This window comes from Balneolales bacterium ANBcel1, assembly GCA_029688905.1.
Taxonomy (GTDB): Bacteria; Bacteroidota; Rhodothermia; order Balneolales; family Natronogracilivirgulaceae; genus SLLW01.
Genome location: JARULB010000004.1, coordinates 136,961 through 159,860 on the forward strand (window position 1 = coordinate 136,961; position 22,900 = coordinate 159,860).

Genomic DNA, 22,900 nt, shown 5'->3' on the forward strand with positions numbered 1-22,900 from the left:
ATAACGTATCCATATGGCGGTAACTGATATACCACATCCGGAATTGTATACTGATTACTACCAGCTGACCATGGGTCAGGGGTACTACAAAATCGGCATACACGAAAAGAAAGCCCATTTCGACTATTTTTTCCGGAATACCCCGTTTGGTGGCGGATTTGTTGTTTTTGCCGGGCTGGCTGACCTGCTTGCCGTTCTCGAGGGCTACCGCTTTACTCCGGATGCGTGCCGGTGGCTTGAAAACAAGGGCTTTGACCACGACTTTTGCCGGTTTCTTGGAGAGTATCGTTTTGATGCCGACATTCATTCGGTCCGCGAAGGCGAACCCGTACTCCCCGGTGAACCGGTGCTCACGGTCTCAGGATCGCTGCTTTCGTGCCAGCTGATTGAGACGCTGTTGCTGAATATTCTCAATTTCCAGTCACTGATCGCCACCAAGGCCTATCGGCTCCGTCAGGCGTGCGGCGACCGGCAACTGGTTGATTTCGGTCTCAGGCGCGGCCAGGGAGCCGGCTCGGTCTCCGCAACCCGCGCGGCTTTTATCGGAGGCATCACTGCCACCTCCAACGTGATGGCGGGTTACCGCTTTGATGTGCCGGTCTCCGGCACCATGGCGCACTCCTGGATCCAGTGTTTCGACAGCGAACTCGAGGCGTTCCGGGCCTACGCCGCACTCTATCCCGATCAATGCATTCTCCTGGTGGATACGTACAACTCGCTGGAGTCCGGCATCCCCAACGCCATCACCGTGGCAAAGGAGCTCGAAGGCCGGGGGCACCGTCTGATCGGAGTGCGGCTGGACAGCGGCGAACCTCACAAAATGGCTCCCAAAGCCAGAAAGATGCTGGATGATGCCGGCCTGAACAACGTGGCCATCGCGGTATCCGACCAGCTGGATGAAGAAAAGATAGCGGCACTGGTCGGTGACAATGTTCCGATCGACCTGTTCGGGGTCGGCACCCGGCTGATCACCGGCCACCCGGACGGAGCCCTGAGCGGCGTTTACAAAATGTGCGAACTGGACGGTCGTCCTACCATGAAGTACACCGACGAATCCTCCAAGAGCAGTCTTCCGGGAGTGAAGGAGTTGCTGCGCTATGCCGATTCGCAGGGGAGGTTTACAAACGACCTCATCTGTCTTTCCGGTGAAAGCCCCGACTCACCCGGCGGGGAGCCGCTTCGCAGAATCTTTATGGAATCCGGGCACGCCCTGAACATGGAGACCGACCTGGAGAAGATGGCGGAGTACTGTCGTACCCGGTCGGGTCAGTTTCCTGACCGGATCAGGCGGATGCTCAATCCTGATCGATTTCCGGTAGAACTGGATCGATCTCTGAAATCTCTCATCGAAAAGCTTAAAAGGTGATATCATGAAAGCGTTACTGATTGTCGATACCCAAAATGACTTTTGTCCGGGTGGCGCGCTGGCTGTCCCGAAAGGTGACGAAGTGGTGCCTGTCATCAATAAACTGGCAAGAGCCTTCGAGCATGTAATTCTGACACAGGACTGGCATCCGGCCGGACACCACTCTTTTGCCTCTTCCCATCCCGCTAAAAAGCCGTTCGAGCAAATCCGGACCCATTACGGCGCCCAGATTTTATGGCCTGATCATTGTGTGCAGGGGTCACAGGGGGCCGAGTTTCATCACGAGCTGGAAATCGACCGGGGACAACTGATTCTGAGGAAAGGATTTCGAAAGGAAATAGACTCCTATTCCGGGTTTTATGAAAACGACCATGAGACGACAACCGGACTGGCCGGATACCTGCGCGAAAGAAGCATTGATACGCTATATATTGCTGGATTGGCAGCGGATTTTTGCGTAAAATGGACAGCATTGGATGCACGAAAAGAGGACTTTGATGTTCATGTCGTTAAAGACGCTGTTCGCGGCCTCGACGTGGAGGGCTCGCTGGACCAGGCCTGGGAAGAGATGGCTGAGGCCGGGGTCATGTTCACCACATCCAAAACCCTCACATAAGACCACTTCAAAGCAGCTTTTGCATGCGTTCTCCCGAATTGAGTGATTTTCAGAAAAGATGGAAGCCAGTATGAATAATTATGATATCATCATCATCGGGGGCGGGTTAGCCGGACTGGCCACGGCCGCACACCTGATAGAGCACAAAAAGAATCCGCGTATACTGGTTTACGACGCTCTGGAAATTGGAAAGGGTGCTTCGGCGGTACCGGGTGGCATGGTGAACCCGATTACCGGTCAACGAGCAAACGTTGCCTGGAGGGCCGAGTCCGGTATGCAGCTGCTGGAACAACGGCTCAAGATTCTCAGCACTTTTGAAAAGCGTCAACTGCACCTTGAAAACGGGGTACTTCGTCCGGCCATCGACGAAGAACTGAGCCACAATTTCCGCAAAGCGTTTAAACAGGGTCGCTGGCCGAAAGACTGGGTTATATGGATGAGTCCGGAGGAGGTGACAAAAAAGCACCCGCTGCTCAAGTCGAGCTACGGCGCCCTCTTTCTGAGCAAGGGCAAGGTAATTGATACTCCGGCCTACCTGGAGGCGTATAAAAACTATCTGAGCAAACAGGGAGTTGATATTGAAACCGGAGGGCCGTATCAGCTTGAATACGACGGACAGTGGGTTCTTGACAACCGCTCAAAAGCTTTTTCAGCTCCAAGAGCTGTGATCGCTACTGGATATAAATCCCGCGAGAACAAGTTCTGGACGGACCTCCCGCTGAATTCGGTGAAGGGGCAGCTGGCTGTTTACGAGTGTTCCCGTCCGGTGGACACGCTTCCCGCCGTATCGGCCTATGGATACATCGCTCCGCTGGTTGAACAAAAGCTGGTGGTCGGAAGCACCTATGAGCACCATTTTCATGACGATTCCCCCGACAAACAGAGTGCCCGCCTTCTGGATCAAAAGCTGGAGGAGCTGTTGCCGGAACTCTATTCACACTGTAAAAGTGTGCAGCAATGGTCGGGAATTCGGGCAACCACCCCCGACCGGCTGCCCATCGTCGGGCATCACCCCGAGCACGAGCATCTCTTCATTTATGCCGGATTGGGATCCAAGGGGCTGCTCTATTCGGAGGTTGTCGGAAAGATGTTGGCCGATCACCTTCTAACGGGCCAGGCAATCCCCAAAGAGATATCCCTCTACCGCTTCTCAAAATACAGAGAGCTTCGCAGGCAGGCGCTGGAAGCGCAAGGCTGATAATACTGATGGAAGCTCAAGGCTGATCCCGGACTGCCCACTTCCTCACAAAGCCGCCGTGAATAGCAGCCATAAAATTCCGTGAACGAATTACCGGAAGGCCATATTTGCCGGCCGAAAGGGTTGCGGCGTTTTGTGAGATAAATCCGGCCTGCCGGAATGCTGTCCGTTTGGTGATCCGGAAGAGGTCTCCCGGCACGGTTCAAAACCGCATCACAAAACCGCTCCAGGCTGCGGCTATGTTGGCCCCGCCCCGATTTGAGTTGGGCGTTGTCATCATCCCCACCGAGAATTCAAAGCCCGGCAAATTGATGCCGGTACCGAACGACAGATTCATCGCCGAGTAGCCTCCCAGCCGCATCCCCATCCTGAGAGGGATCACATTGAGCAGCCGGTACTCGGTTCCCAGGGCCGTATACAAACGGTTGCTATTCACGCCACGGCTGTTCATTCCCTTGCCGATATCCATCATCACATCGAGTCTGCCCATGGTCAGGGCGCCTCCGACATTGATCATGGGGGTGAGTCCGACCCGGTGCGAAGAGACATCATCGGGGCTGAAATTTGCGTAAATATCGTTACCAATACTGTCTTCAAGAACATATTCGAAATAATTGGACAGTTTCCCGTCGTACTCCGCGTCAATAAGATCAAAATTGACGGATGCCCCTTCCCAAAGAAAGGTATCCTCAGCGCGGAACCTGCCGGCATTATCTCTGAAGTTAATACCGCCGACATCTGTGATGGAAAGGGATGCCCGTAGTATCTGTGGGCCGCTTCCGATAACCGGAATCGAAACATCCCGCATATACCACTCCCAGGTGCCGCCGAGATCAAGGGCAAACCCATACCCGTGAAACGAGCCGCCGCTGAAAAAGGAGTCGTCATTTAGATATTCGCCAAGCTGCGCATCATCATCCCCCAAAACCCTTCTGTCCTGATAATAGTCATCCAGCTCTTCGGTCAGGCTTCCGGTGGTTTCGATATAGTAATCAAAATCGTGCAGCACCATCGGGTCATCCCCGCCGATCACCTGCAGCCCGGATGCAAACGAGATTTTTGCATAATCCATACCAAACAGGATTTTGGGTGCTGCGCCGGCATACACACGCTGGCTGCCGGGGGTGAATTCGTCCTGGTTGCGCCAGACTTCCATGGCAAACCCGAACGACCATTCGGCGAACGTCAGAAACTCCGTATTCAGACTCACACTACGCTGCTCCGCAAACACCTGGGAGTTCAGGCCGGTCAGTGCCAGTTCGAAGAATCCGCGGCTCATTCCGCTGGTGTTCATGGCGCGCACCCGGACAGCGCTGCTGAAGGCCATATTCAAATCTTCGCGCCGATAACTGGCGCCCAAAGGTACGACACCTACACTGAAGCCGATATTTTGCATGGCATCGGACCCGGATCCGAACCAGTCATCGGCGATACTCATGGCATCGGTCGCGGTGATGAGGTCGCCATTGGTAAAATGGCGGTTATACATGCTGATATTGACCAGTCCACCGCCGGCCCCGGTACTTAGGCCGCCAAGGATTCCGATAGTCAGGCGTCTGTTGTTATCGGGGAGCATCAGGTTGGCGGGATTGACAAAATTCGCATGATACCCGGTCATGTAGGCGCTCCCGCCACCGCCGAGGGCAAGGTTGGAAGCCGTCACGTGCATTCCCTGCGCGTTGGCCTGCTGGCCGCCAGAAAACAGCATGAAAAAAAACATCAATGACGCCAGGCTTCCGGAAATTACCTTGTTATTCATAGAATCTCCTTTCATCAATCCACCCGAATGGAAGTGGTCAAATTAATGGATATGCCCAGAGTTATGAAATCGTCTGCGCGAAGCCTGACCTCGCTGGAGTTGCTGACCTCGGTAGTAAGCATGTCACCGAGCAGATTAACTCTCCGGGCGCGGTAAAGGTGGTCGAGATGATGACCTGTAAACCGGACTTCCGTCGATCCTCCACGGGGATGCGAAACCACTCGGCTTGCAGGGTCCACCTGGGCTCCTTCCAGCTCAAAGGCGACGGGATCCATATCGATGATCTGATCGTTTTCATCCAGAAATTGCAGCTTGAACTCGGTAGTAAAAGGCTGACCGTTTTCGTATCGCACATGCATGGTCATTTCCGATATCTGAATATCGTCGTCGGGTGAGGGCAGTCCTGACAAATCAGCCGACAGGGTATCCTCGATCTGGGCCGGACCGTCATCGGTGGCCAAATTAATCGGAATATCGATGGCCATGCGCGTTGCCAGATCGACCGGATCCACGACGAACCCTTCAGCGTACTCCGGGTTGACCACCAGCTTGCCGACAAATCGGACCTCCGTCGGCAGGTTGCTCATAAACTCCGCCACATTGGAGTTGTCGGTATCGAACCGGACATACCTGTCGTAAATAACCTCCCACATGTTTTCAAAAGGAACCGGTTCAATATCGAACTGAACCAGGTTCTCGGCGGGTATCGGCTCCCCATCGGCCACAAGATTGCCAAGATCCGGTGAAAGAGGATCGACATAGCGTTCGGTTCCGGGCAATCCGGTAAGATAGACCCGCTCACCCCTGCTGTTGATTCCGACGATCGCGGCGATAACGGTACCCTCCACACCTATGTTAGAGTCGTACAACAGATCAAGCACCGGGTTGGTAAGATATATCCCGGAAATACGCTCGGACAGGGCCGAGAAATCATCCAGGTCACTGATATCGGCCTCTTCGTCATTAAAAAGATCCACGTTGCCGTCACCAGTCACATCGTCATTCAGAATCTCGACACTGCGCTGTATCTCGCCAAAAGAGACGCGTATATCCAGCTCACTGATATCGACAGATGCGGAGATGTTATCCGTTGCGCTTACGGTACGGGAGGAATCGGCCGGATGCAGCCGGGTATCTTCGGTTATGGCGGCCAGGTTATACCGGACGATATTGTCCTGTGCAAAGATTCGGGCATTTTCAAGAGATATCCATTTTTCGGGCTGACCCAGATGGGCTCTTTCGCTTCGGCGGATCCGCTCATCCCCCACAAACTGCACCCATAGCGTATCGGAGGGGTTGTATGTGCCGGAGCCGTCTGTATCCATCACTATGCCGGGAAAGGAGATGACGAGTGTATCTATATCCAGGTCGATGTTGTTGATGAAATTTCCGATGTGCATCTCACCGGACTCAATTTCGATATAATGCTCCTCTGTAATAAACTTCAGGTCTTCGTCGGTGATTTCTATATCTCCGCTGGAAAAGAAATCCTGGGGTTCAATCGCCTCATCCACAACCTGATCCCGCTCAATCCCCCGAATTACCAGGGTGCCGATTTCAGCGTCCACCTCGGTTGGGGTCACATCCACCTCGGGCAGTACGCTGTCAAAATCACCCATGTCGAAATCGGCTTCCGTAGTAAGGTAGATCAGGCCCGCCTCATCGACAATGAACAGCTCCTCGTAGTCCTCGCTTGTGGTATCGATGATGGCTCCGCTTCCCTCACCCAGTATCCTGTATGTGATACTTTGAATGATCGGTATTTCCACCGACTGCTGCATTTCAAAATCCGGGCTGGATGGCTGCTCGCAGGAAGAAAAAAAAGTAAGCAGGAGCAACAATACAGCTATCAAACGAATTGGTTTCATAGCCCTAAACTATAATAATATCAACCGCTAAAAACCCCTATAACCGGCAACAGCTGCCGATTAAGCGAGACGTGTTCTAAGATTAAACTTGTGAATTTTCCTGATAAAAAACAATGAAATGGTCAGGTTTCCGGAGTGGCGACAAGTGATGCCGATCGCCATGGAAATAAAAAAGCGGGGAAAGACGCGAAGTTTTCAGCAACAGACGCAAACGAAACCTGAAAGTATCAAAGCCAACAAGGAGCGGAGAGAGAGGGATTCGAACCCTCGGTACCCGGTTAGGGCACACTCGCTTTCCAGGCGAGCCCGTTCGACCACTCCGGCATCTCTCCGTTTTGAAGCTATCAGCCATGTGGTTACAGGCCGGTTAATATATGACAAATCGGGAACCCGGGCAACCTCTTTCCGGCAATGGATGCAGAATCCCCGAGCAAATCCCTGAGTATTGAAATCGCAACAGATAGCCGGGCATGCCGACAGTATGCGGGCATATTTGCGGCCTCGCGCACAGCTGCCATGCTACCGTGATCCGAATCGAAACAGATGGCGGGTAGGTGAGCGCACCGGCTCACCCCGGTGCCGCGCCGGCTGAAACTCCCACTGCCGCGCCGCATTCAATACAATTTCCCGGAATCCATAGCCGGTTTCAGCCACTTGCTCCAGGCGACCGGTATTTCTGTTGAGCAGGCGCATTTCGTAGATGGAAGCCTCCTCTACCCGCCCGTTTTCAGAGACAATGAACAGCACTTCCACCTCGATATAGAGGTTGTCACGACGCGCATCGGACGGCATCACAGGCTCCACGATACGCCGCACCACCGGTCTGCTGTCGGGCTCCTCCACCAGTTCCACTTCGGTCTCCTCTTCCTCAAATGGAGCCAGCGGCACTCCCTCCCGGGTGATATCCCCCAGATCCAGATTGTATTCCATATCCACCACCTCTTCATGGGGCAGCGCTGCCCGGGGCCTTTGAACCTGCGGAGCGGAGCGGAGGGCCGAGACTTCCTGCATGGTTTCGACATACTCAAAGCCCAAAGGGCGTTCCTCGTCGAATCTTCCGTCCAGCTCTCTTTCCGAATCGAACATCACCGGGCAAAATCGGAACAATGCGATAAACAGCACAAGCGTGGCAATGACGGCAAGCTGTATCCGGATCAGATAGGAGCGGTTTCTCTGTCGGAAGGAGTTCGTAGTTATCACCGGAAGCTGAAATAATCTTTGATCGATACGTTTAGTTGAATAAAGTGTCGTAATACCAAACGATACTGTCGAGGAACAACGAAAAAGGTCAGGTTTGCGTGCTCAATGTGATACTGTTGAGCCGGCGCGCCGACCAGAGTCGCTGATGGGCGACAACCTGTTCCCTTCGGGTCGTCCGGGTGATGGTGTTACGCCAGCGAGTGCGGAACAGTATCATCCTTTGCCGATAGACTTCAGGGCTGCCCTGATAAAACCATGATGTGCCTCCAGCAGTTTCACGGCCCCGTCGGCATCCATATCCGCAAGGCCCATAACCAGGGCAATTTTCACATTCCCTCCGGCCTTGTGCAGCAAATCGGAGGATTTTTCGTAGTCATGGCCCGTAAACATGGAGACGATTCGGCGGGCACGCTCCTCGAGCTTGCGGTTGGTCAGCATCAGGTCCACCATAACGTTCTCATACACCTTACCAAGACGTATCATGATGCCGGTGGTTATCATGTTGCACACCATTTTCTGGGCGGTGGCGCTTTTGAGCCGGGTGCTGCCCATGATCACCTCCGGCCCGACCGGGATATCGATCAAAATATCGGGTGCGGGTCGGAGGTCGACCTGTTCGCGCGGCACACAGCAGACCATTATGGTACCGGCACCCCGGCGCCCGGCTTCTTCCAGACACCCCAGCACATAGGGGGTACGGCCGCTGGCCGCCAGTCCGCAGACGGTATCCGCCTGGGTCACGTCAAGCTCTGCAATATCTCTCACCCCGTTCTCCGGACGGTCTTCGGATCCCTCCTGAGCCCGGAACATGGCCTCCGGTCCGCCGGCAATAAGGCCGACCACCTGCTCGGGCCGGGTGCCGAATGTCGGCGGGCACTCCGCGGCGTCAACGACACCAATTCTCCCGCTTGTCCCCGCGCCACAATAGATAAGGCGGCCGCCTCGGGCAAGCGACAGGCGGCCTAACTCAATCGCTTCGGCAATACGGGCGCTTCGGCTCTCGACACAGGCGGCTACTTCCTGGTCTTCGCGACTCATCAGCCGGACGATCTCCCGGGGCTCGGCCAGATCCACATGCATGGTGGCAGGGTTGCGCTGTTCGGTTTCCAAACGGCTCAGCTGTTCGTAAAGCTGTTTTTTCTCGGTAGACATGGGTTACAAAACGGATGCCGGCACGAATTTGCACCTGCTATTGTGGTGGGACAGGCCGTCACGGGACATACGGCATCGGCACCGGATATACGCGAGCCGGAGAAGTGCAGAGACAGACGGATGCAAAATCACTACATGCATGAAAGGGATAAATATGTGCGGGTATCAGGGAACATGACGCTGCAGGATATTCCCCCAGACTTCCCGTCGTCCGAGACCTGCTTCAATCCAGTAATCGAAAATATGGTCAATGGACTTGGAGCGCAGAATATCGCTGAGCATGTAGTTCAGCTCCAGATAGGGATCATCGGGGGTCACAATTAATCGGATGTCGGCATTCCTGATCTCTTCGAGCAACGATTCCTCTTCCAGGTTGGGCAGATATTCAAGCGGATTATTGAAATAGACATTATCGTCAAAATAGTCACCCAGGAAGGGACGGATTTGGAAGCGTCCACCTATGGCGATCACTTTCTGGATCTGGCCGGGGTATTTGAGCATGAGATTCAGCGCGTGATACCCGCCCATATGGATGCCGGTTGTCATAAGAAACAGGTCACCGGTTTTTTTCCGGATATGCGGCAGCACCTCATCGATAATGAACCCTTCATACTGGCGATGTTTGTTGATTCGCGCCCTGGGTTCGGCAGCGGCGTTAAAAAAGCTCTCCTGGTCAATCGAATCGACACAGAATAACTGGTTGTGTCCGTTTTCTATCTGGAACGAGAGCGCGTCGATCAAGCCCTGCTTCTCCCAATAGTCCGAGCTCCCGGAATCGCCGGGAAAAGCGAGAATGGGCACCCCTTCGGTTCCGTATGACAGAAGGGTTACTTCTCTGCCCAGACTGGGACTTTTCCAGCTGTGTCGATTTCCTGTAATTTTGCCCGCATCTTTCATCGTGGTGCCGTTTATTCATGCATAAGCTGTTGAAAACACATATTCCGACAAGCTAACGCATCAAAAGGAATTTTAAAACCATCCCGGATCTGTTTTCCACCGCATCCCGGATGATTACGCATACTGTATAATAATTTAATTAGTACTCAAATTTCCCTATATTTTTATGTTCATGCAATAAAATACGAGACCCGAAACGGTCAACGTATTTCCTGTACCGATGCAGTAACTATCCGGGGGGTTTTTATTCATTAACCCGTGAGTATTTCAGGCCGGCCGAAAGTTATCCAGGTTTTATAAGAGTAAATGTTACAATGCACTTTCGGCTTAAAACGATATTCCAATAACGTTCTTTCCCGCCATGGCAAAAAAACAGACGATTTACGATGTCGCACGTGCAGCCAATGTAGCGATTTCCACGGTTTCCAGAGTTCTCAACGGCTCTCCCTACGTATCCAAGGCAACCAAGGACCGAGTTCAAAAGGCGATTGAAGAGCTGGATTTCCGTCCCCAGGTAAATGCCCGGAAACTTGCACGCCGCGAGCCGCAGGTCATCGCAGTGGCGCTGCCAACCTTTACCACCCCATTCTTCAACGAAGTGTTGAAAGGAATCAAGGACCAGCTGAAGCATACTGATCTTGATTTCATCATCTACAATACCGGATCCGAAAACTCTGAACAATCCTTCAAGACCTTTCTGGATCGCGGCATTCCGGACGCGCTGCTCATTTTCTCCATCAATATCGAAGACAGCATCGCGAAGCGGCTTAACACTGCTGAAATCCCCGTTGTGCTTGTCGGCAGCCGACACAGCGATTTCAATTACATCTACTGGAACAACTACAAAGGCGGCTACATGGCCGGGGAACACCTCATCCGGGAGGGATACAAGAAAATCGGGATGGTCCGTTCGCACAGCAAGTCGCCGGTTGCCGATTCGCGGGAGAAAGGATTCCGCGAGGTTCTTCTCGAGCACAACCTGCCCCTTGATGAAAACTTCTTCGTGAAGGGTATCACCCGGAAGCATTCGGGCTACAGTGAGGAAGCCGGGTACGAATCGGTTCAGATCATGGAGGACCGGGGGGGGTTGCCCGAGGCGATTTTCTGCACCAACGATGCCCAGGCGATCGGTGTAATGCATGCGCTCAGGGAGCGAAGCATGCGCATCCCGGAAGACGTTGCGGTTATGGGCTACGATAACATCAAAATGGCGAAATATGTCGGGCTTTCGACCATCGACCAAAAGATGTATGATGTCGGAATCCAGTCCATCAACCGTCTTATCGACATGATCAAAAAGAAGGACAATTCGATCAAACAATCCGAAATTGATCCGGAGCTGGTCATCCGTCAATCCACACGACGCATCTGATTCTCTATTTTGAAAGACTTCACCGACACCCGGCAGCTGCTGGACAACTGCATCCGGGAGAGCCATCTTCCCGGACGACCCGCCGATTACCGAGGCAAGGTACGCGACATCTACCATCTTCCCGAGAATCAGATGGCCATTGTCGCGACCGACCGCATCTCCGCTTTTGACCACATCTTCGCCGAGCCGATCCCTTTCAAGGGGCAGCTTCTGAATCAGCTCGCCTGGTACGGATTTCGCCGGGTCTCCTCCATATGCCCTCACCACGTACTGGAGGTTCCGCACCCCAACGTCACCATCGCACGCCGCTGCGAACCGCTGCCGGTGGAAGTGGTCGTCAGGGGCTTTCTGACCGGCCACGCCTGGCGTGTGTACAGGGAAGGCGGACGCGAACTGTGCGGGGTTACACTGCCGGACGGACTTCGCGAGCATCAGGCCTTTGACCGGCCCATCATCACTCCGACAACCAAGGCGCATCAGGGGCACGATGAAGACATCTCCGCCGGGGAGATCATCCGTCAGGGCCTGGTTTCCCGAAAACGCTGGGAAGAGATCCACCATACCGCCCTCGCCCTCTTCGAAACCGGCTCGCAGGACGCGCTCGACAAGGGGCTGCTGCTTGTTGATACCAAGTATGAATTCGGACTCTATCAGAATGAACTGGTGCTCATCGATGAGGTCCATACCACCGATTCATCACGCTTTTTTTATGCCGACGGGTACCGGCAGCGCCTTGAGCGCGGAGAAGCGCAAAAACAGCTTTCCAAGGAATTTCTGAGAGAATGGCTGATTGAGAGCGGCCATCATGCCGAACTGGATCGCAAACTGCCCTCACTGCCGGACGACCTGCGTATCACCATCTACCAACGCTACCGGGAGCTTTACGAAACATTGACCGGGGAGAGTTTCGAGCCGGTCGATACCACCCATTTCAACCGGGATTTTGCCGCGATACTTGAGCGGTTCGGATGACGGTTGACAGTGTTTCGAGATGACAGGCTGACGGCTTCGCTGCTGGACCGGAATTACGGCACATTCAGGAACTTGTGGACCTGCAGGCTGACGGCCCAGTCAGGATGCCTCTTCACATAGTCGACGATCAGGGGGATTGACTCCGGCGTATCCCATTCCGGCTGAAGCATTTTACGGGCTGTAGCCGGACACCTGGCCGCGTTTTTTTCGGCGTATGTCAAATCCTTGCGCGTGAGCACGACTACCTTGAGTTCATCGACCAGCGGAAACACTTCGTCGAGGGGCTCCTTGAACCGTTTTGGTGAAAGTGTAAACCAATCGATGGAACCGGTCGGCGGTGAGGAGCCGCTTGTTTCCAGGTGGATGCTCATGCCGGCTTCGTGAAGCCCGGTGGTGAGCGCCTCGAGATTGTGCATCAGCGGTTCGCCTCCGGTAATGACGGCTATGTCCGCACCCGAGTCACGGGCGGCAGCGACAAGCTGCGTGGTAGCGACCTCAGGATGCCCGGACGCGTCCCAGCTCTCCTTGACATCACACCACCAGCAGCCGACATCACACCCGGCCAGTCGGATAAAGTAGGCGGGCCGGCCGGAGTGGGCACCCTCGCCCTGAATGGTATAAAAATGCTCCATTACGGGGTAGCGGGTCCGGGTCCAGTCGGCAGATGCCGCAGTTTCGGTAGCTTTGGTGTGATTCTGATCCATGGCTGTTACTGGTGATGATTACGAATCTGAAGATACAAAATTATCACGGATCACGTTCCGGGGGCTGAAATATGGCCATCGATCGGGTTTGGTGTATGATCACGTTTCGGGCTTGGGGCATGCTCACGGCTCCCAGAAATGGCGTTCCATGTCCACACACCCGTGCTCATCAAACGCAACACCTTCGGCCCTGAGCATCTGTTCCATGACATCTCCGCCAAACCAGCTCTTGCCGGTCAGTGCCCCGGTACGATTCACCACCCGGTGGCAGGGGAGCATGCCATGGCCGTTGCTCAATGTTTTGTTCAGCGCCCAGCCGACCAGCCGGGCACTCCCCCCGGTTCCGAGATGGCGCGCTATGGCGCCGTAGGTGGTCACGCGGCCCTCCGGAATTCGGGCGACTACCTCGTATACCCGATCATAAAAATCTTTGCCGGATTTATTCATCGTGAATTATCACTTGTGATTTTAAACTGTGCCGATGGCAGTACCGGGCACCTCTATGCCCCGGACTACTCTTCCGAAAACAGCAGTTCCAGCTGCCGGTCGGCGTCGGGGTCCCTGCCGGATCTCTTTCGGGCCAGTTCCAGGGTGGCGCGCCCCAGATTACGGTAAATCGTATTCCATTCCGGCAGAGCTTCCAGCAGCTTCAGATGTCTTTCCACGGAACCGAAATCACCGCGAACCACCGGTCCGGTCAGCACCTCTTCAGGCGGATGTGCCAGCAGCGCCTCCACGGTTTGCCGTACCATCGGGCCGAACAGTTCACGACTCCGCACTTCCACACCGTTCTCATCCAGAATGGTACGGGTGCCTGAAAAAAGCGTCGCGTAGTAGTTGCATACCATCACCGCTGCAAGGTGGATCGCGGTTTTCTGCCGGAAGTCAACAATGAGAGGCCGCGCTCCCAGAACCCGGACAATCTGCTTCAGATCCAGGCAAAGGCCGGAGTCGCCCTGAAGGGTCACAAAACACTGGTCGAACGCCTTGTGCCGGTTTAGACCGTTGAAGGTCTGGACCGGATGGAAGGCAGCCGTTTTCGCCCCGCGATCGGCCAGAGGCTTCAGGACTTCGGACGGTGTGGCGCCGGAGGTATGAACCCAGGCGGTGCCTTCCAGACTGCCGAGCTGATCCGCTGCCTGCTCGGCCACCGCCGCTATCCGGTCATCCGGAACAGCAATGAAAACGAGGTCACCCAGCTCGTCCCTTTGCCTGGGGAATGCTCCATATACACCTACATCCGTCTCGGTGACAAGTTTTCGGAGAGGCTCCTCCGACCTGTTAAACAGGCTGTGCACACGATAATTTTTATTGAGCAGGCTTACGGCAAGCGCGGATCCCAGGCGACCGGTGCCGATTACGGAAAAACCATGTGGAAACTTCTGTTTGCTGGATTCATGGGGAGTCATGGGTACACCGGTTTGGATTCAGTTCATAATAATTGCAATCCTGTGCAAATAGCGCCTGACGACCATGGGAAAGCCGATTTGGAGATACCTGCAACGTGAATATATCTGCAGCCGCAGCCGGTTGTACGGGCTGGTGCAGACTGCAAAAGCGTCTGCCGGGGGCGATACGGATCAGTCCTGCTCCCGGTAAGCCAGCGCCACCCAATGATTCCTGAACGGAAACGAGGACACCGTGAGCTTTTGAGACTCCAGTTCAGCCGAAAAACGGTATTGGTCCAGTTCCTCAAGTTTAATTTTATTCATGGCAAGGCGCAAACCGGTTCCGAGATATTTCAGGACCGCTTCCTTGACGGTCCAAAGCCGGATTCCACATAGATCCTCCGAAATCATGGAGTGATCGTCCGGATGTACAATGCGCTTTCGAAGTGAGGGATGAAGCGGTCGCTCACACTGCTCCACATCGATACCGGCATCCCCACCGATGTAAAGTGCGCATACCAGCAACGATTTGCAGTGGGATATGCCGATGCCCACCTCTCGTCCCTCAAGAATTCCGTAAGGTTTGCCGCCAGGTCGCTTTTTGAGCTCAAAGGTCGTCGGGTCAAACCCCTCGAGCATTAGGAGTCTGTCCAGCGAGGACCTGACCATCTCCCTGGTCTTCATTTTAACGGATGAAGCGGACGCATTTCCGGTCTGAAGGGATGCTGACGAAGCATCCGTGTCACTCCCCGGGCGAACCGCAGCAATAACGGAGCATCCTGATGGAAATCCAACCGGCGCATATGTATTCAAAATCCATTCCAAGGCGCACCTCTCACGGCGTCAGGCCGCGTAATTAAAACATCACTATCCCCGGGTCAAATATACGAACAAGCCCGGCTTTTTATCATCATCCAAAATCACACATCTGTTCGTCCACCGACAAACGCTGCAGAGCCGGCAATTGGTATCGGAAGATGTAATGTCTCAGAGAGATTCTTTCCGGAAGAAACAGGTTCGAACAGATCGGAAAACGTGAGTCTTCATTGTCTGCAACGGCCCCGTTTGCGGGAGGAACATCTTTGGAATAAAACCCGTATTTTAGGCTCCGAATTATGGGCACGACTGCACGACTGCACGACTGCACGACTGCACGACTGCACGACTGCACGACTGCACGACTGCACGACTGCACGACTGCACGACTGCCGCCCTGATGCGTGAAGCAAACCGATCACCGTATATAACGAACAGCAAGTTCCATGACCGAAGCCGAACTGAGCCTGACCGAGCAGGCGCGTTTCCGACGCGAAAAACTGGATGAAATCCGCAAACTGGGTTTCGACCCCTATCCGCATGATTTCACCACAAATTCCCATGCCGCCCAAATCCGGGAGAACCCCGGGCTGCTGGAAGGCGAGGAGGCCGAGCGAACCCGGGTTACCATCGCCGGGCGCGTAATGACCCGCCGCATCATGGGCAAGGCCGCTTTTTTCAATCTTCAGGATCAGTCCGGGACCATACAGGTTTATATCCGCCGGGATGATGTCGGCACCGATGTCTACAACACACTCTTCAAGAAACTCATCGACCTGGGTGACATTGTCGGGGTTTCCGGTTTTGTATTCAAAACACGCACCGGCGAAATCACCGTACACGCCGAAACGTTTCAACTGTTGACCAAAACGCTTCGGCCGCTCCCCGTCGCAAAGGAGGTCGAAGACGATGAGGGCAACAAGGTCACCTACGACGCCTTTTCCGACAAGGAGCACCGCTACCGGCAACGCTACCTGGACCTGATCGTCAACCCGGAAGTGCGGGAGGTTTTCGCCATGCGCACCCGCATGATCCAGACCATGCGCGACTATATGAACGCCATGGGATATCTGGAAGTCGAGACCCCCATCCTCCAGCCGATCTACGGCGGCGCGGCCGCACGTCCCTTCGAAACGCACCACAACGCGCTGGACATGAAGCTCTACCTGCGCATCGCCAACGAACTCTACCTCAAGCGGCTGATCATCGGCGGGTACGACGGCGTATACGAGTTTGCCAAGGACTTCCGCAACGAAGGCATGAGCCGCTTTCACAACCCGGAGTTCACCCAGGTGGAGCTGTACGTCGCCTACAAGGACTACGAGTGGATGATGGGCTTCGTGGAGAAAATGGTCGAGCACGTGGTCAAAACCCTGCACGGAACCACCAAAATTACTGTCGGTGATAACGAGATCGATTTCAAAACCCCCTGGCGCCGAATCCCTATGCTCGAAGCCATAGCCGAAGAGACCGGCAAGGACCTTTCCGGTATGGATGAGGATGAGATCCGAAAAACCGCCAGGGAACTGCGGGTTCCGGTGGATGAATCCATGGGCAAGGGCAAGCTGATCGACGAAATCTTCGGCGAAAAAGTGGAGCACAAACTGATCCAGCCTACCTTTATCACCGACTATCCGATTGAAATGAGTCCGCTTGCCAAAAAACATCGCACCAAGGAGGGCCTGGTCGAGCGCTTCGAGCTGATGTGCAACGGCAAGGAGCTCTGCAATGCGTTCACCGAACTCAACGACCCGGTCGACCAACGCCAGCGGCTGGAAGAACAGGCAAAATTGCGCTCTGCCGGCGATGACGAGGCGATGGTCGTGGATGAGGACTTCCTCAAGGCCCTTGAATACGGCATGCCCCCGACCGCCGGACTCGGTATCGGCATCGACCGGCTTGCCATGATTCTGACCAACCAGGATTCCATCCGCGATGTGCTCTTTTTCCCCCATATGAGACCCGAATAATCGAATCGCCGCGAAATACGTTGTCAATCAGCATGCCGTCCTCCAACCAGGATTTTCTCATACGAGTAACAGCAACATGAACTTCAAGTGGTTCCTCGCTTACCGGTATTTTCGCGGCCGCACGACGGGCAGCACCTTCCTCTCCTTCATCAAGATCATGGCGGTTGCCGGCGTGGCCATAGGCGCGGCCGGACTCCTCATCGCCCTCTCCATCGTTCACGGATTTAAATCGGTGATTCAGGAGAAAATTCTCGGCTACGGAACCCATATATCGGTGATGACCTTCAGCGAAGACCCCCTGTTCCGCAGCGATACGCTCACCGTGTTTCTGGAAAATCTGCCGGATATCACCGGAGCGCAAGCGGTTGTCCAGTCACAGGGCATGGTGCAGACCCGCGACCATGTCGAGGGTTCCTTCATTAAAGGGGTGGATTCCGACGGCGACCTTTCCAACATCCGCGAATATATCCGCGACGGCACCTACTTCCTGGGGCGAAACGAAGACGGGCTGCCCGGCGCGGTGATCGGAGCCCGTCTGGCCAGAAACCTGAATGCATCGCCCGGAAGCGTAATCACCGCCTACGCCATCCAGGGCATGCCGACTCCGCTTAATCTGCCGCAGATTCGCCAGTTTCACGTATCCGGCATCTATCATACCGGCATCGATCAATTCGACGATGTGCTGATGCTCGTTGACCGCGAATACGCCCGCGAGCTTTTCGGCCTCCCCCACCCCAAGGCCACACAGGTGGAGCTGCGCGTGAGCGACATCGACCGCATCCACGAGATACAATCAGGAGTTGATGCGCACCTGGCGTTTCCCTACTTCTCCGAGTCCATCTATCAGCGATATCGCAGCATCTTTGCCTGGATTAACCTGCAGGAGCAGACCATTCCGTTTGTTATCGCCGTAATGATCATCGTGGCGGCGTTCAACCTGATCGGCACGGTCCTTATCATGGTACTGGAACGCACCCGCGACATCGGGATACTCAAAACCATGGGCGCCGACGATAAAAGCGTGCGCTCCATCTTCCTGATTGAAGGACTGATTGTCGGCATGGCGGGGCTGGCCATCGGAATACTGCTCTCTGTCGCTTTTTTCTATATCCAGGACACCTGGCAGATCATACCGCTGCCCGAAGAGAGCTACTACATGAGCTCCGCGCCGGTCGAACCACGCTGGTTTGACTTTATTCTGGTCAGTTCCGTAACTCTGATCCTCTGCGCGATGGCTTCCTGGCTTCCCGCCCGGGTGGCGGCACGGCTCAATCCGTTGTCGGTGATTTCATACGGAAGGTAGGCGCAACCGCCAACCCGCCAACCGCTGTTATTACTTTCACTGCCAGACGCTTTCGACCGGTTTCCAGTCCAGGTCAAATGCCCCCGCCACATCCTTGTGGGTAATTTCGCCGAAGGCGACGTTCAGACCGGGAACAAGGTCGGGGTTCTCTTTCAGGGCATCTTTCCACCCTTTGTCGGCGATCTGCAGAGCGTAAGGCATGGTGGCGTTGGTCAGGCCAACCGTTGAGGTATACGGTACGGCGCCCGGCATATTGGCTACGCAATAGTGGATCACATCATCCACAACATACACCGGATCGTCGTGGGTGGTCGGCCTGGCGGTCTCCATACTGCCGCCCTGGTCTATGGCCACATCCACCAGAACCGAGCCCGGACGCAAGTCACGGAGCATATCCCGGGTTATGAGCCTGGGGGCCTTGGCTCCGGGAATAAGCACGCCGCCGATAATCAGATCCAGGGAAGGCAGCATATCCCGGATATTGGATTCCGAAGAGTAGAGGGTGGTCACATTGCGCGGCATGATGTCATCCAGATAGCGCAGGCGCGGCAGACTGATGTCCATGATCGTCACATTGGCCCCCATTCCGGCAGCCATTTTGGCCGCGTTGACCCCCACGATGCCGCCACCCAGCACCAGCACGCTGCCGGGCCGTACACCGGGAATCCCGCTCAGGAGCACACCCCGCCCGCCCTGGGCTTTCTCCAGATATTTGGCGCCCTGCTGAACGGACATCCTGCCGGCCACTTCACTCATAGGGATAAGCAGCGGCAGCGACCGGTCGGGACGCTCAACCGTTTCGTAGGCAATGGCCAGACATCCCGAGTCCATCACCGCGCGGGTCAGTTCCTCGCTTGCGGCAAAATGAAAAAAGGTAAAAATTATCTGACCCTCCCGCATCAGGGGATACTCCTGGCGGATAGGCTCCTTGACCTTCATAATCATCTCCGCCTCGGACCATATCCGGCCGGCCCCCGTGATGATTTCCGCGCCCGCCTCCCGGTACCGCTCGTCCGGAAAACCGCTGCCCACGCCCGCTCCCTCTTCCACCAGCACGCGGTGGCCTCGGCGTTTGAGCATAACTACCCCCGACGGCAGCAGTGAAACCCGGTTTTCGTGTGATTTGATCTCTCTGGGGACCCCTATGATCATCAATTGACCTCTATATTGCTTTGGTTTTTAAAAAGCCGTTTCTGCAGGTTTTCATCACTGAACCGGCACCGAACCGCAAACGAAACAGGAACCGGCAGTACACTACGACCGGTTTGGAAACAGGCGGCACACCACAAAGATGCGAAAAAAAGTAAAAAGTGCCGTACTGTTTTTTTGAAACAGGAATTGAAATACCGTCTCCGAACTCCGTATCATGTTCGATCATGCTCTCAAAAGAACTGTTTAAAAAAATCCGGCACCTGGAAATACGTACCAGGGGACTTGTCAACGAAATGTTCGGCGGTGAGTATCAGTCGGCATTCAAGGGAAGGGGTATGACCTTTTCGGAGGTGCGCACCTATCAGTTCGGGGACGATGTGCGTCAAATTGACTGGAACGTCACCGCCCGAAGCCAGGAACCCTACATCAAGGTGTTTGAAGAGGAGCGTGAGCAAACCCTGATGCTCTGTGTGGATATCTCCCCGAGCGGGCAATTCGGCAGCGGGCGGCAGCGAAAACTCGATCTGGTCACCGAACTCTCCGCGATCCTTGCTTTCAGCGCCATCAAAAACAATGACAAGGTCGGGCTGCTCCTGTTTACCGACCGCATTGAGAAGGTCGTGCTGCCGCGCAAGGGCCGTGCGCACGTGCTGCGGCTGATCCAGGAGCTGCTCACCACCCGGCCGGCCGGCACGGGTACGAATATCGGCAATGCGGTGGCCTATCTCACCCGGATGCTTCGCCGCCGTTCGATATTCATACTGATCAGCGACTTTCAATCATCCGGATTCGAAAAAGAGCTCAGGATCGCCAACCGCAAGCACGATTTTGTGAGTATATTGATTGATGATCCGCTGGAACGGGAGCTTCCCGACCTGGGCCTAATGCCTCTTCAGGATGCGGAAACCGGGCGTTTTCAAATCATCGACACCTCCAGCCGGGAAGTCCGCAGCCAGTACGAACGACGGCGGCGGAACCGTATGGAGCGCCTGCAGAAACTCTTTTTGAAGCACCGGATCGACGCGATCACCCTTATGACCAACGAATCCTTTATTGAGCCGGTGATGTCGTTTTTCAAGCGGCGCATCCGCAGGCATTGAGCTTTTTATCGACATGTTTCCCCGCACAGATACTTTTATCGATCAGCGTCGCTTTCCGGTGGGGAACCGCACCCGCTTGATCATCCTATATTTGCTGATACCGTTGCTTCTGGCACTGCCTCTTCTGCCTGCGAGTGAAGCCCTCGCCCAGCAGGCCGTCCGTTCCATCGACCACGACACGCTCCGTACCGGCGACCTGTTTTCCTACCATCTCCGGCTTGACGATGTTGAGGATTTTGATGAAGTGATCTATCCGGACAGCTCCGGGTTCGGCGAGGAGTTCATCATCCGGAATAAACGGGTTGAACCGGTACCCGGCGGCGACAGCATCATCTACTCACTTCAGTTTTTCGGCGTGGACACGGACCGGGTTCCCGAGCTCTACGCAGGCCTGCGCGAAGGGGATGACACCCTCTTTGTAGTGATCCCGGCCGTCTCGTTCGTCTACGAAAGCCGGGTCGATGACGAGGCTTCGGAGCTGCGGCCGATCAAGCCGATCTTCCCGTTTTTCCGGTCGCGGTGGCTGCTGATATTCTCCCTGCTTGCCCTGGCGGTTATTGCCGCACTGCTGGTGTACTACTTTCGGGAGCGCCTGTTCGGCAGAAAAAGCGCGCCCGCGAGCGTCACGAAGGCCGCGCCCGCCGAGCCTTTTCAAAATCCGCTGGACCGGCTCCGCAATGAGATCGACCGGGTCGGGGATACCTATCCGAATCCGTCCGCCCACCCGAAGTCCTATTACACGGAACTGGGGGATGCCTTCCGGACCTATTTCGAGGAAACCCACGACTTTCCCGCCATGGAATCCACAACCCGCGAAGTCATCCGGACCCTTGAGAAAAAGTCTTCCGACGAGAAAGTGGTACAGCTCATTTCCGATATCCTGAAAGAAGCCGATCTGGTGAAATTCGCGCGCTTCCGGCCCAATGAATCGCAGTGCAATGACGTTATCCGGAAGGCGGAGCATCTTGCCGGCCGCATCGCCATCATTGACCGGCAAAGAATCGAGGCACTCCGCAAAGAGCACGAGTTGAAGCAACAACGGCAGCACGAAGTAGAAACCCGCTATGATCTGGGATAATCCGGCCTGGTTTTGGGCCCTTTTCATTATACCTGTAATCCTGTGGATGCAGTACCGCTACTACCGGCAGCGGCGCATCTCTCATGTGACCTATTCGGATACCTCCGACCTGGATCTTCTTGCCGGTAACTGGCGCTCCTACGGCATTTTCGCCGCACCGCTCCTGCACATTCTGGCCGTCGCCCTCATCATCGCCGCCCTCGCCCGTCCCCAACAGGAACAGGTGTACACCGAGCGCCATGCAGAGGGCGTGGACATCATGCTTGTGATCGACATCTCCTCCTCCATGCTGGCCGAAGACATGCAGCCAAACCGCCTGATTGCCGTCAAGGAGGTGGCGTCCCGTTTTATCGACCGGAGAACCTCCGACCGGATCGGGCTGGTGGTATTTGCCCGGGAGAGTTTCACGCTGGTACCGCCCACCCTTGACTACCAGCTCCTCCAGGCGCAACTCGAACGGGTGGATCTGGGGATGGTGCGGGACGGCACCGCCATCGGCATGGGGCTGGCCACAGCCGTCAACCGCCTCCGGGAAAGCGATGCCGAAAGCCGGGTCATTATCCTGCTGACCGACGGCGAGAACAACGCCGGTGAAATCGATCCGCTTACCGCGGGCGAACTGGCCGCCGCGTTCGGCCTCAGGGTTTACACTATCGGGGCCAGCACCGATGCCCGTACCGCTCCCTACCCGATTCATGATCCGATCCGTGGGACCCGCTATCACGAAATCCGCGTGGAGATCGATGAAACGATGATGCGGTCCATCGCCGAGATGACCGGCGGACGCTATTTCCGGGCGACCGACAACGAATCCCTGGAGGCGGTCTACCGGGAAATCGACGGGATGGAACAGAGCGCATTTGAAGAGATTGAGTACCGGGAATTCGAAGACCGGTATCAGGGCTACCTGGCCTGGGGAATGATCCTGATACTGCTGTCGTTTGCAAGCGACAGATGGTTTTTCCGGACTGAATTGTCCTGATTTTCCC

At 55.2% G+C, this 22,900-nt stretch carries 21 protein-coding genes and 1 tRNA gene; 10 read left to right on the forward strand and 12 right to left on the reverse strand.

Going from position 1 to position 22,900, the window contains the following annotated elements:
* The first annotated feature begins 13 nt into the window (after positions 1–13).
* The 3 genes from QA596_06850 (at position 14) to QA596_06860 (ending at position 3,180) form a co-directional block, all read left to right on the forward strand.
* Complete coding sequence (locus QA596_06850) at positions 14–1,366, forward strand: nicotinate phosphoribosyltransferase (GenBank protein MDG5767176.1); 1,353 nt, start codon at positions 14–16, stop codon at positions 1,364–1,366.
* Between the two features lie 4 nt (positions 1,367–1,370).
* Complete coding sequence (gene pncA, locus QA596_06855) at positions 1,371–1,982, forward strand: bifunctional nicotinamidase/pyrazinamidase (GenBank protein MDG5767177.1); 612 nt, start codon at positions 1,371–1,373, stop codon at positions 1,980–1,982.
* Between the two features lie 70 nt (positions 1,983–2,052).
* Positions 2,053–3,180, forward strand: coding sequence for an FAD-binding oxidoreductase (locus tag QA596_06860; GenBank protein MDG5767178.1), 1,128 nt, complete (start codon positions 2,053–2,055; stop codon positions 3,178–3,180).
* A gap of 202 nt (positions 3,181–3,382) precedes the next feature.
* Here QA596_06860 and QA596_06865 read toward each other — a convergent pair whose 3' ends face one another.
* The 7 genes from QA596_06865 to QA596_06895 form a co-directional block, all read right to left on the reverse strand.
* Positions 3,383–4,939, reverse strand: coding sequence for a DUF5723 family protein (locus QA596_06865; protein ID MDG5767179.1), 1,557 nt, complete (start codon positions 4,937–4,939; stop codon positions 3,383–3,385).
* Between the two features lie 14 nt (positions 4,940–4,953).
* Positions 4,954–6,792, reverse strand: coding sequence for a hypothetical protein (locus QA596_06870; GenBank protein ID MDG5767180.1), 1,839 nt, complete (start codon positions 6,790–6,792; stop codon positions 4,954–4,956).
* A 259-nt stretch (positions 6,793–7,051) separates the two neighbouring features.
* Positions 7,052–7,139: transfer RNA gene (locus QA596_06875), tRNA-Ser, on the reverse strand.
* 187 nt (positions 7,140–7,326) lie between these two features.
* A complete protein-coding gene (locus QA596_06880) occupies positions 7,327–8,007 on the reverse strand; it encodes a hypothetical protein (protein MDG5767181.1) in 681 nt (226 codons plus the stop codon).
* A gap of 88 nt (positions 8,008–8,095) precedes the next feature.
* Positions 8,096–8,224 (reverse strand): hypothetical protein, encoded by a 129-nt coding sequence (locus QA596_06885; GenBank protein ID MDG5767182.1) that lies wholly within the window; start codon positions 8,222–8,224, stop codon positions 8,096–8,098.
* Positions 8,221–9,159 carry an N-acetylmuramic acid 6-phosphate etherase gene (gene murQ / locus QA596_06890; GenBank protein ID MDG5767183.1) on the reverse strand — a complete coding sequence of 313 codons (939 nt, stop codon included), beginning with the start codon at positions 9,157–9,159 and terminating at the stop codon, positions 8,221–8,223. Before murQ ends, QA596_06885 begins: the two co-directional genes overlap by 4 nt.
* Before the next feature lie 165 nt (positions 9,160–9,324).
* A complete protein-coding gene (locus tag QA596_06895) occupies positions 9,325–10,056 on the reverse strand; it encodes an alpha/beta hydrolase-fold protein (protein MDG5767184.1) in 732 nt (243 codons plus the stop codon).
* A 361-nt stretch (positions 10,057–10,417) separates the two neighbouring features.
* On the opposite strand from QA596_06895, the gene QA596_06900 reads away from it, so the two are divergent.
* Both QA596_06900 and QA596_06905 read left to right on the forward strand, forming a co-directional pair.
* Positions 10,418–11,428: a LacI family DNA-binding transcriptional regulator gene (locus QA596_06900; GenBank protein ID MDG5767185.1), complete on the forward strand. Its 1,011-nt coding sequence runs from the start codon at positions 10,418–10,420 to the stop codon at positions 11,426–11,428.
* Between the two features lie 9 nt (positions 11,429–11,437).
* Positions 11,438–12,400: a phosphoribosylaminoimidazolesuccinocarboxamide synthase gene (locus tag QA596_06905; GenBank protein ID MDG5767186.1), complete on the forward strand. Its 963-nt coding sequence runs from the start codon at positions 11,438–11,440 to the stop codon at positions 12,398–12,400.
* Between the two features lie 53 nt (positions 12,401–12,453).
* Here QA596_06905 and QA596_06910 read toward each other — a convergent pair whose 3' ends face one another.
* The 4 genes from QA596_06910 to QA596_06925 all read right to left on the reverse strand — a co-directional run bounded on the left by QA596_06910 (position 12,454) and on the right by QA596_06925 (position 15,176).
* Positions 12,454–13,104, reverse strand: coding sequence for a 7-carboxy-7-deazaguanine synthase QueE (locus QA596_06910; protein MDG5767187.1), 651 nt, complete (start codon positions 13,102–13,104; stop codon positions 12,454–12,456).
* 123 nt (positions 13,105–13,227) lie between these two features.
* Complete coding sequence (locus QA596_06915; GenBank protein MDG5767188.1) at positions 13,228–13,551, reverse strand: methylated-DNA--[protein]-cysteine S-methyltransferase; 324 nt, start codon at positions 13,549–13,551, stop codon at positions 13,228–13,230.
* Between the two features lie 65 nt (positions 13,552–13,616).
* Complete coding sequence (locus QA596_06920; protein ID MDG5767189.1) at positions 13,617–14,513, reverse strand: DUF2520 domain-containing protein; 897 nt, start codon at positions 14,511–14,513, stop codon at positions 13,617–13,619.
* 171 nt (positions 14,514–14,684) lie between these two features.
* Positions 14,685–15,176 carry a 4'-phosphopantetheinyl transferase superfamily protein gene (locus QA596_06925; protein MDG5767190.1) on the reverse strand — a complete coding sequence of 164 codons (492 nt, stop codon included), beginning with the start codon at positions 15,174–15,176 and terminating at the stop codon, positions 14,685–14,687.
* A 578-nt stretch (positions 15,177–15,754) separates the two neighbouring features.
* On the opposite strand from QA596_06925, the gene lysS reads away from it, so the two are divergent.
* Both lysS and QA596_06935 read left to right on the forward strand, forming a co-directional pair.
* Entirely contained in the window at positions 15,755–17,278 is a 1,524-nt protein-coding gene (gene lysS / locus QA596_06930; protein ID MDG5767191.1) for a lysine--tRNA ligase, read from the forward strand.
* Positions 17,279–17,354: 76 nt separating this feature from the next.
* Positions 17,355–18,581: an ABC transporter permease gene (locus QA596_06935; protein ID MDG5767192.1), complete on the forward strand. Its 1,227-nt coding sequence runs from the start codon at positions 17,355–17,357 to the stop codon at positions 18,579–18,581.
* A gap of 36 nt (positions 18,582–18,617) precedes the next feature.
* Here the strand turns inward: QA596_06935 and ald are convergent, their stop codons facing one another.
* Positions 18,618–19,733 carry an alanine dehydrogenase gene (ald, locus tag QA596_06940; GenBank protein MDG5767193.1) on the reverse strand — a complete coding sequence of 372 codons (1,116 nt, stop codon included), beginning with the start codon at positions 19,731–19,733 and terminating at the stop codon, positions 18,618–18,620.
* Between the two features lie 224 nt (positions 19,734–19,957).
* On the opposite strand from ald, the gene QA596_06945 reads away from it, so the two are divergent.
* From QA596_06945 to QA596_06955, 3 genes are all read left to right on the forward strand, one after another.
* On the forward strand, positions 19,958–20,833 hold the full coding sequence (locus tag QA596_06945) for a DUF58 domain-containing protein (protein MDG5767194.1): 876 nt from the start codon (positions 19,958–19,960) through the stop codon (positions 20,831–20,833).
* 76 nt (positions 20,834–20,909) lie between these two features.
* The gene (locus QA596_06950; protein MDG5767195.1) at positions 20,910–21,911 is read left to right on the forward strand and encodes a hypothetical protein; all 1,002 of its coding nucleotides are present in this window, start codon (positions 20,910–20,912) and stop codon (positions 21,909–21,911) included.
* Entirely contained in the window at positions 21,898–22,893 is a 996-nt protein-coding gene (locus QA596_06955; GenBank protein MDG5767196.1) for a VWA domain-containing protein, read from the forward strand. Before QA596_06950 ends, QA596_06955 begins: the two co-directional genes overlap by 14 nt.
* Positions 22,894–22,900 lie beyond the last annotated feature (7 nt).

Coding starts and splice junctions, on each gene's coding strand:
- murQ (MDG5767183.1), bottom strand. CDS start 9,159: ATGTCTACCGAGAAAAAACAGCTTTACGAACAGCTGAGCCGTTTGGAA.
- QA596_06910 (MDG5767187.1), bottom strand. CDS start 13,104: ATGGATCAGAATCACACCAAAGCTACCGAAACTGCGGCATCTGCCGAC.
- QA596_06925 (MDG5767190.1), bottom strand. CDS start 15,176: ATGAAGACCAGGGAGATGGTCAGGTCCTCGCTGGACAGACTCCTAATG.
- QA596_06860 (MDG5767178.1), top strand. CDS start 2,053: ATGAATAATTATGATATCATCATCATCGGGGGCGGGTTAGCCGGACTG.
- QA596_06945 (MDG5767194.1), top strand. CDS start 19,958: ATGCTCTCAAAAGAACTGTTTAAAAAAATCCGGCACCTGGAAATACGT.
- QA596_06865 (MDG5767179.1), bottom strand. CDS start 4,939: ATGAATAACAAGGTAATTTCCGGAAGCCTGGCGTCATTGATGTTTTTT.
- QA596_06915 (MDG5767188.1), bottom strand. CDS start 13,551: ATGAATAAATCCGGCAAAGATTTTTATGATCGGGTATACGAGGTAGTC.
- QA596_06935 (MDG5767192.1), top strand. CDS start 17,355: ATGAACTTCAAGTGGTTCCTCGCTTACCGGTATTTTCGCGGCCGCACG.
- pncA (MDG5767177.1), top strand. CDS start 1,371: ATGAAAGCGTTACTGATTGTCGATACCCAAAATGACTTTTGTCCGGGT.
- QA596_06850 (MDG5767176.1), top strand. CDS start 14: ATGGCGGTAACTGATATACCACATCCGGAATTGTATACTGATTACTAC.
- QA596_06885 (MDG5767182.1), bottom strand. CDS start 8,224: ATGATACTGTTCCGCACTCGCTGGCGTAACACCATCACCCGGACGACC.
- ald (MDG5767193.1), bottom strand. CDS start 19,733: ATGATCATAGGGGTCCCCAGAGAGATCAAATCACACGAAAACCGGGTT.
- QA596_06900 (MDG5767185.1), top strand. CDS start 10,418: ATGGCAAAAAAACAGACGATTTACGATGTCGCACGTGCAGCCAATGTA.
- QA596_06920 (MDG5767189.1), bottom strand. CDS start 14,513: ATGACTCCCCATGAATCCAGCAAACAGAAGTTTCCACATGGTTTTTCC.
- lysS (MDG5767191.1), top strand. CDS start 15,755: ATGACCGAAGCCGAACTGAGCCTGACCGAGCAGGCGCGTTTCCGACGC.
- QA596_06955 (MDG5767196.1), top strand. CDS start 21,898: ATGATCTGGGATAATCCGGCCTGGTTTTGGGCCCTTTTCATTATACCT.
- QA596_06895 (MDG5767184.1), bottom strand. CDS start 10,056: ATGAAAGATGCGGGCAAAATTACAGGAAATCGACACAGCTGGAAAAGT.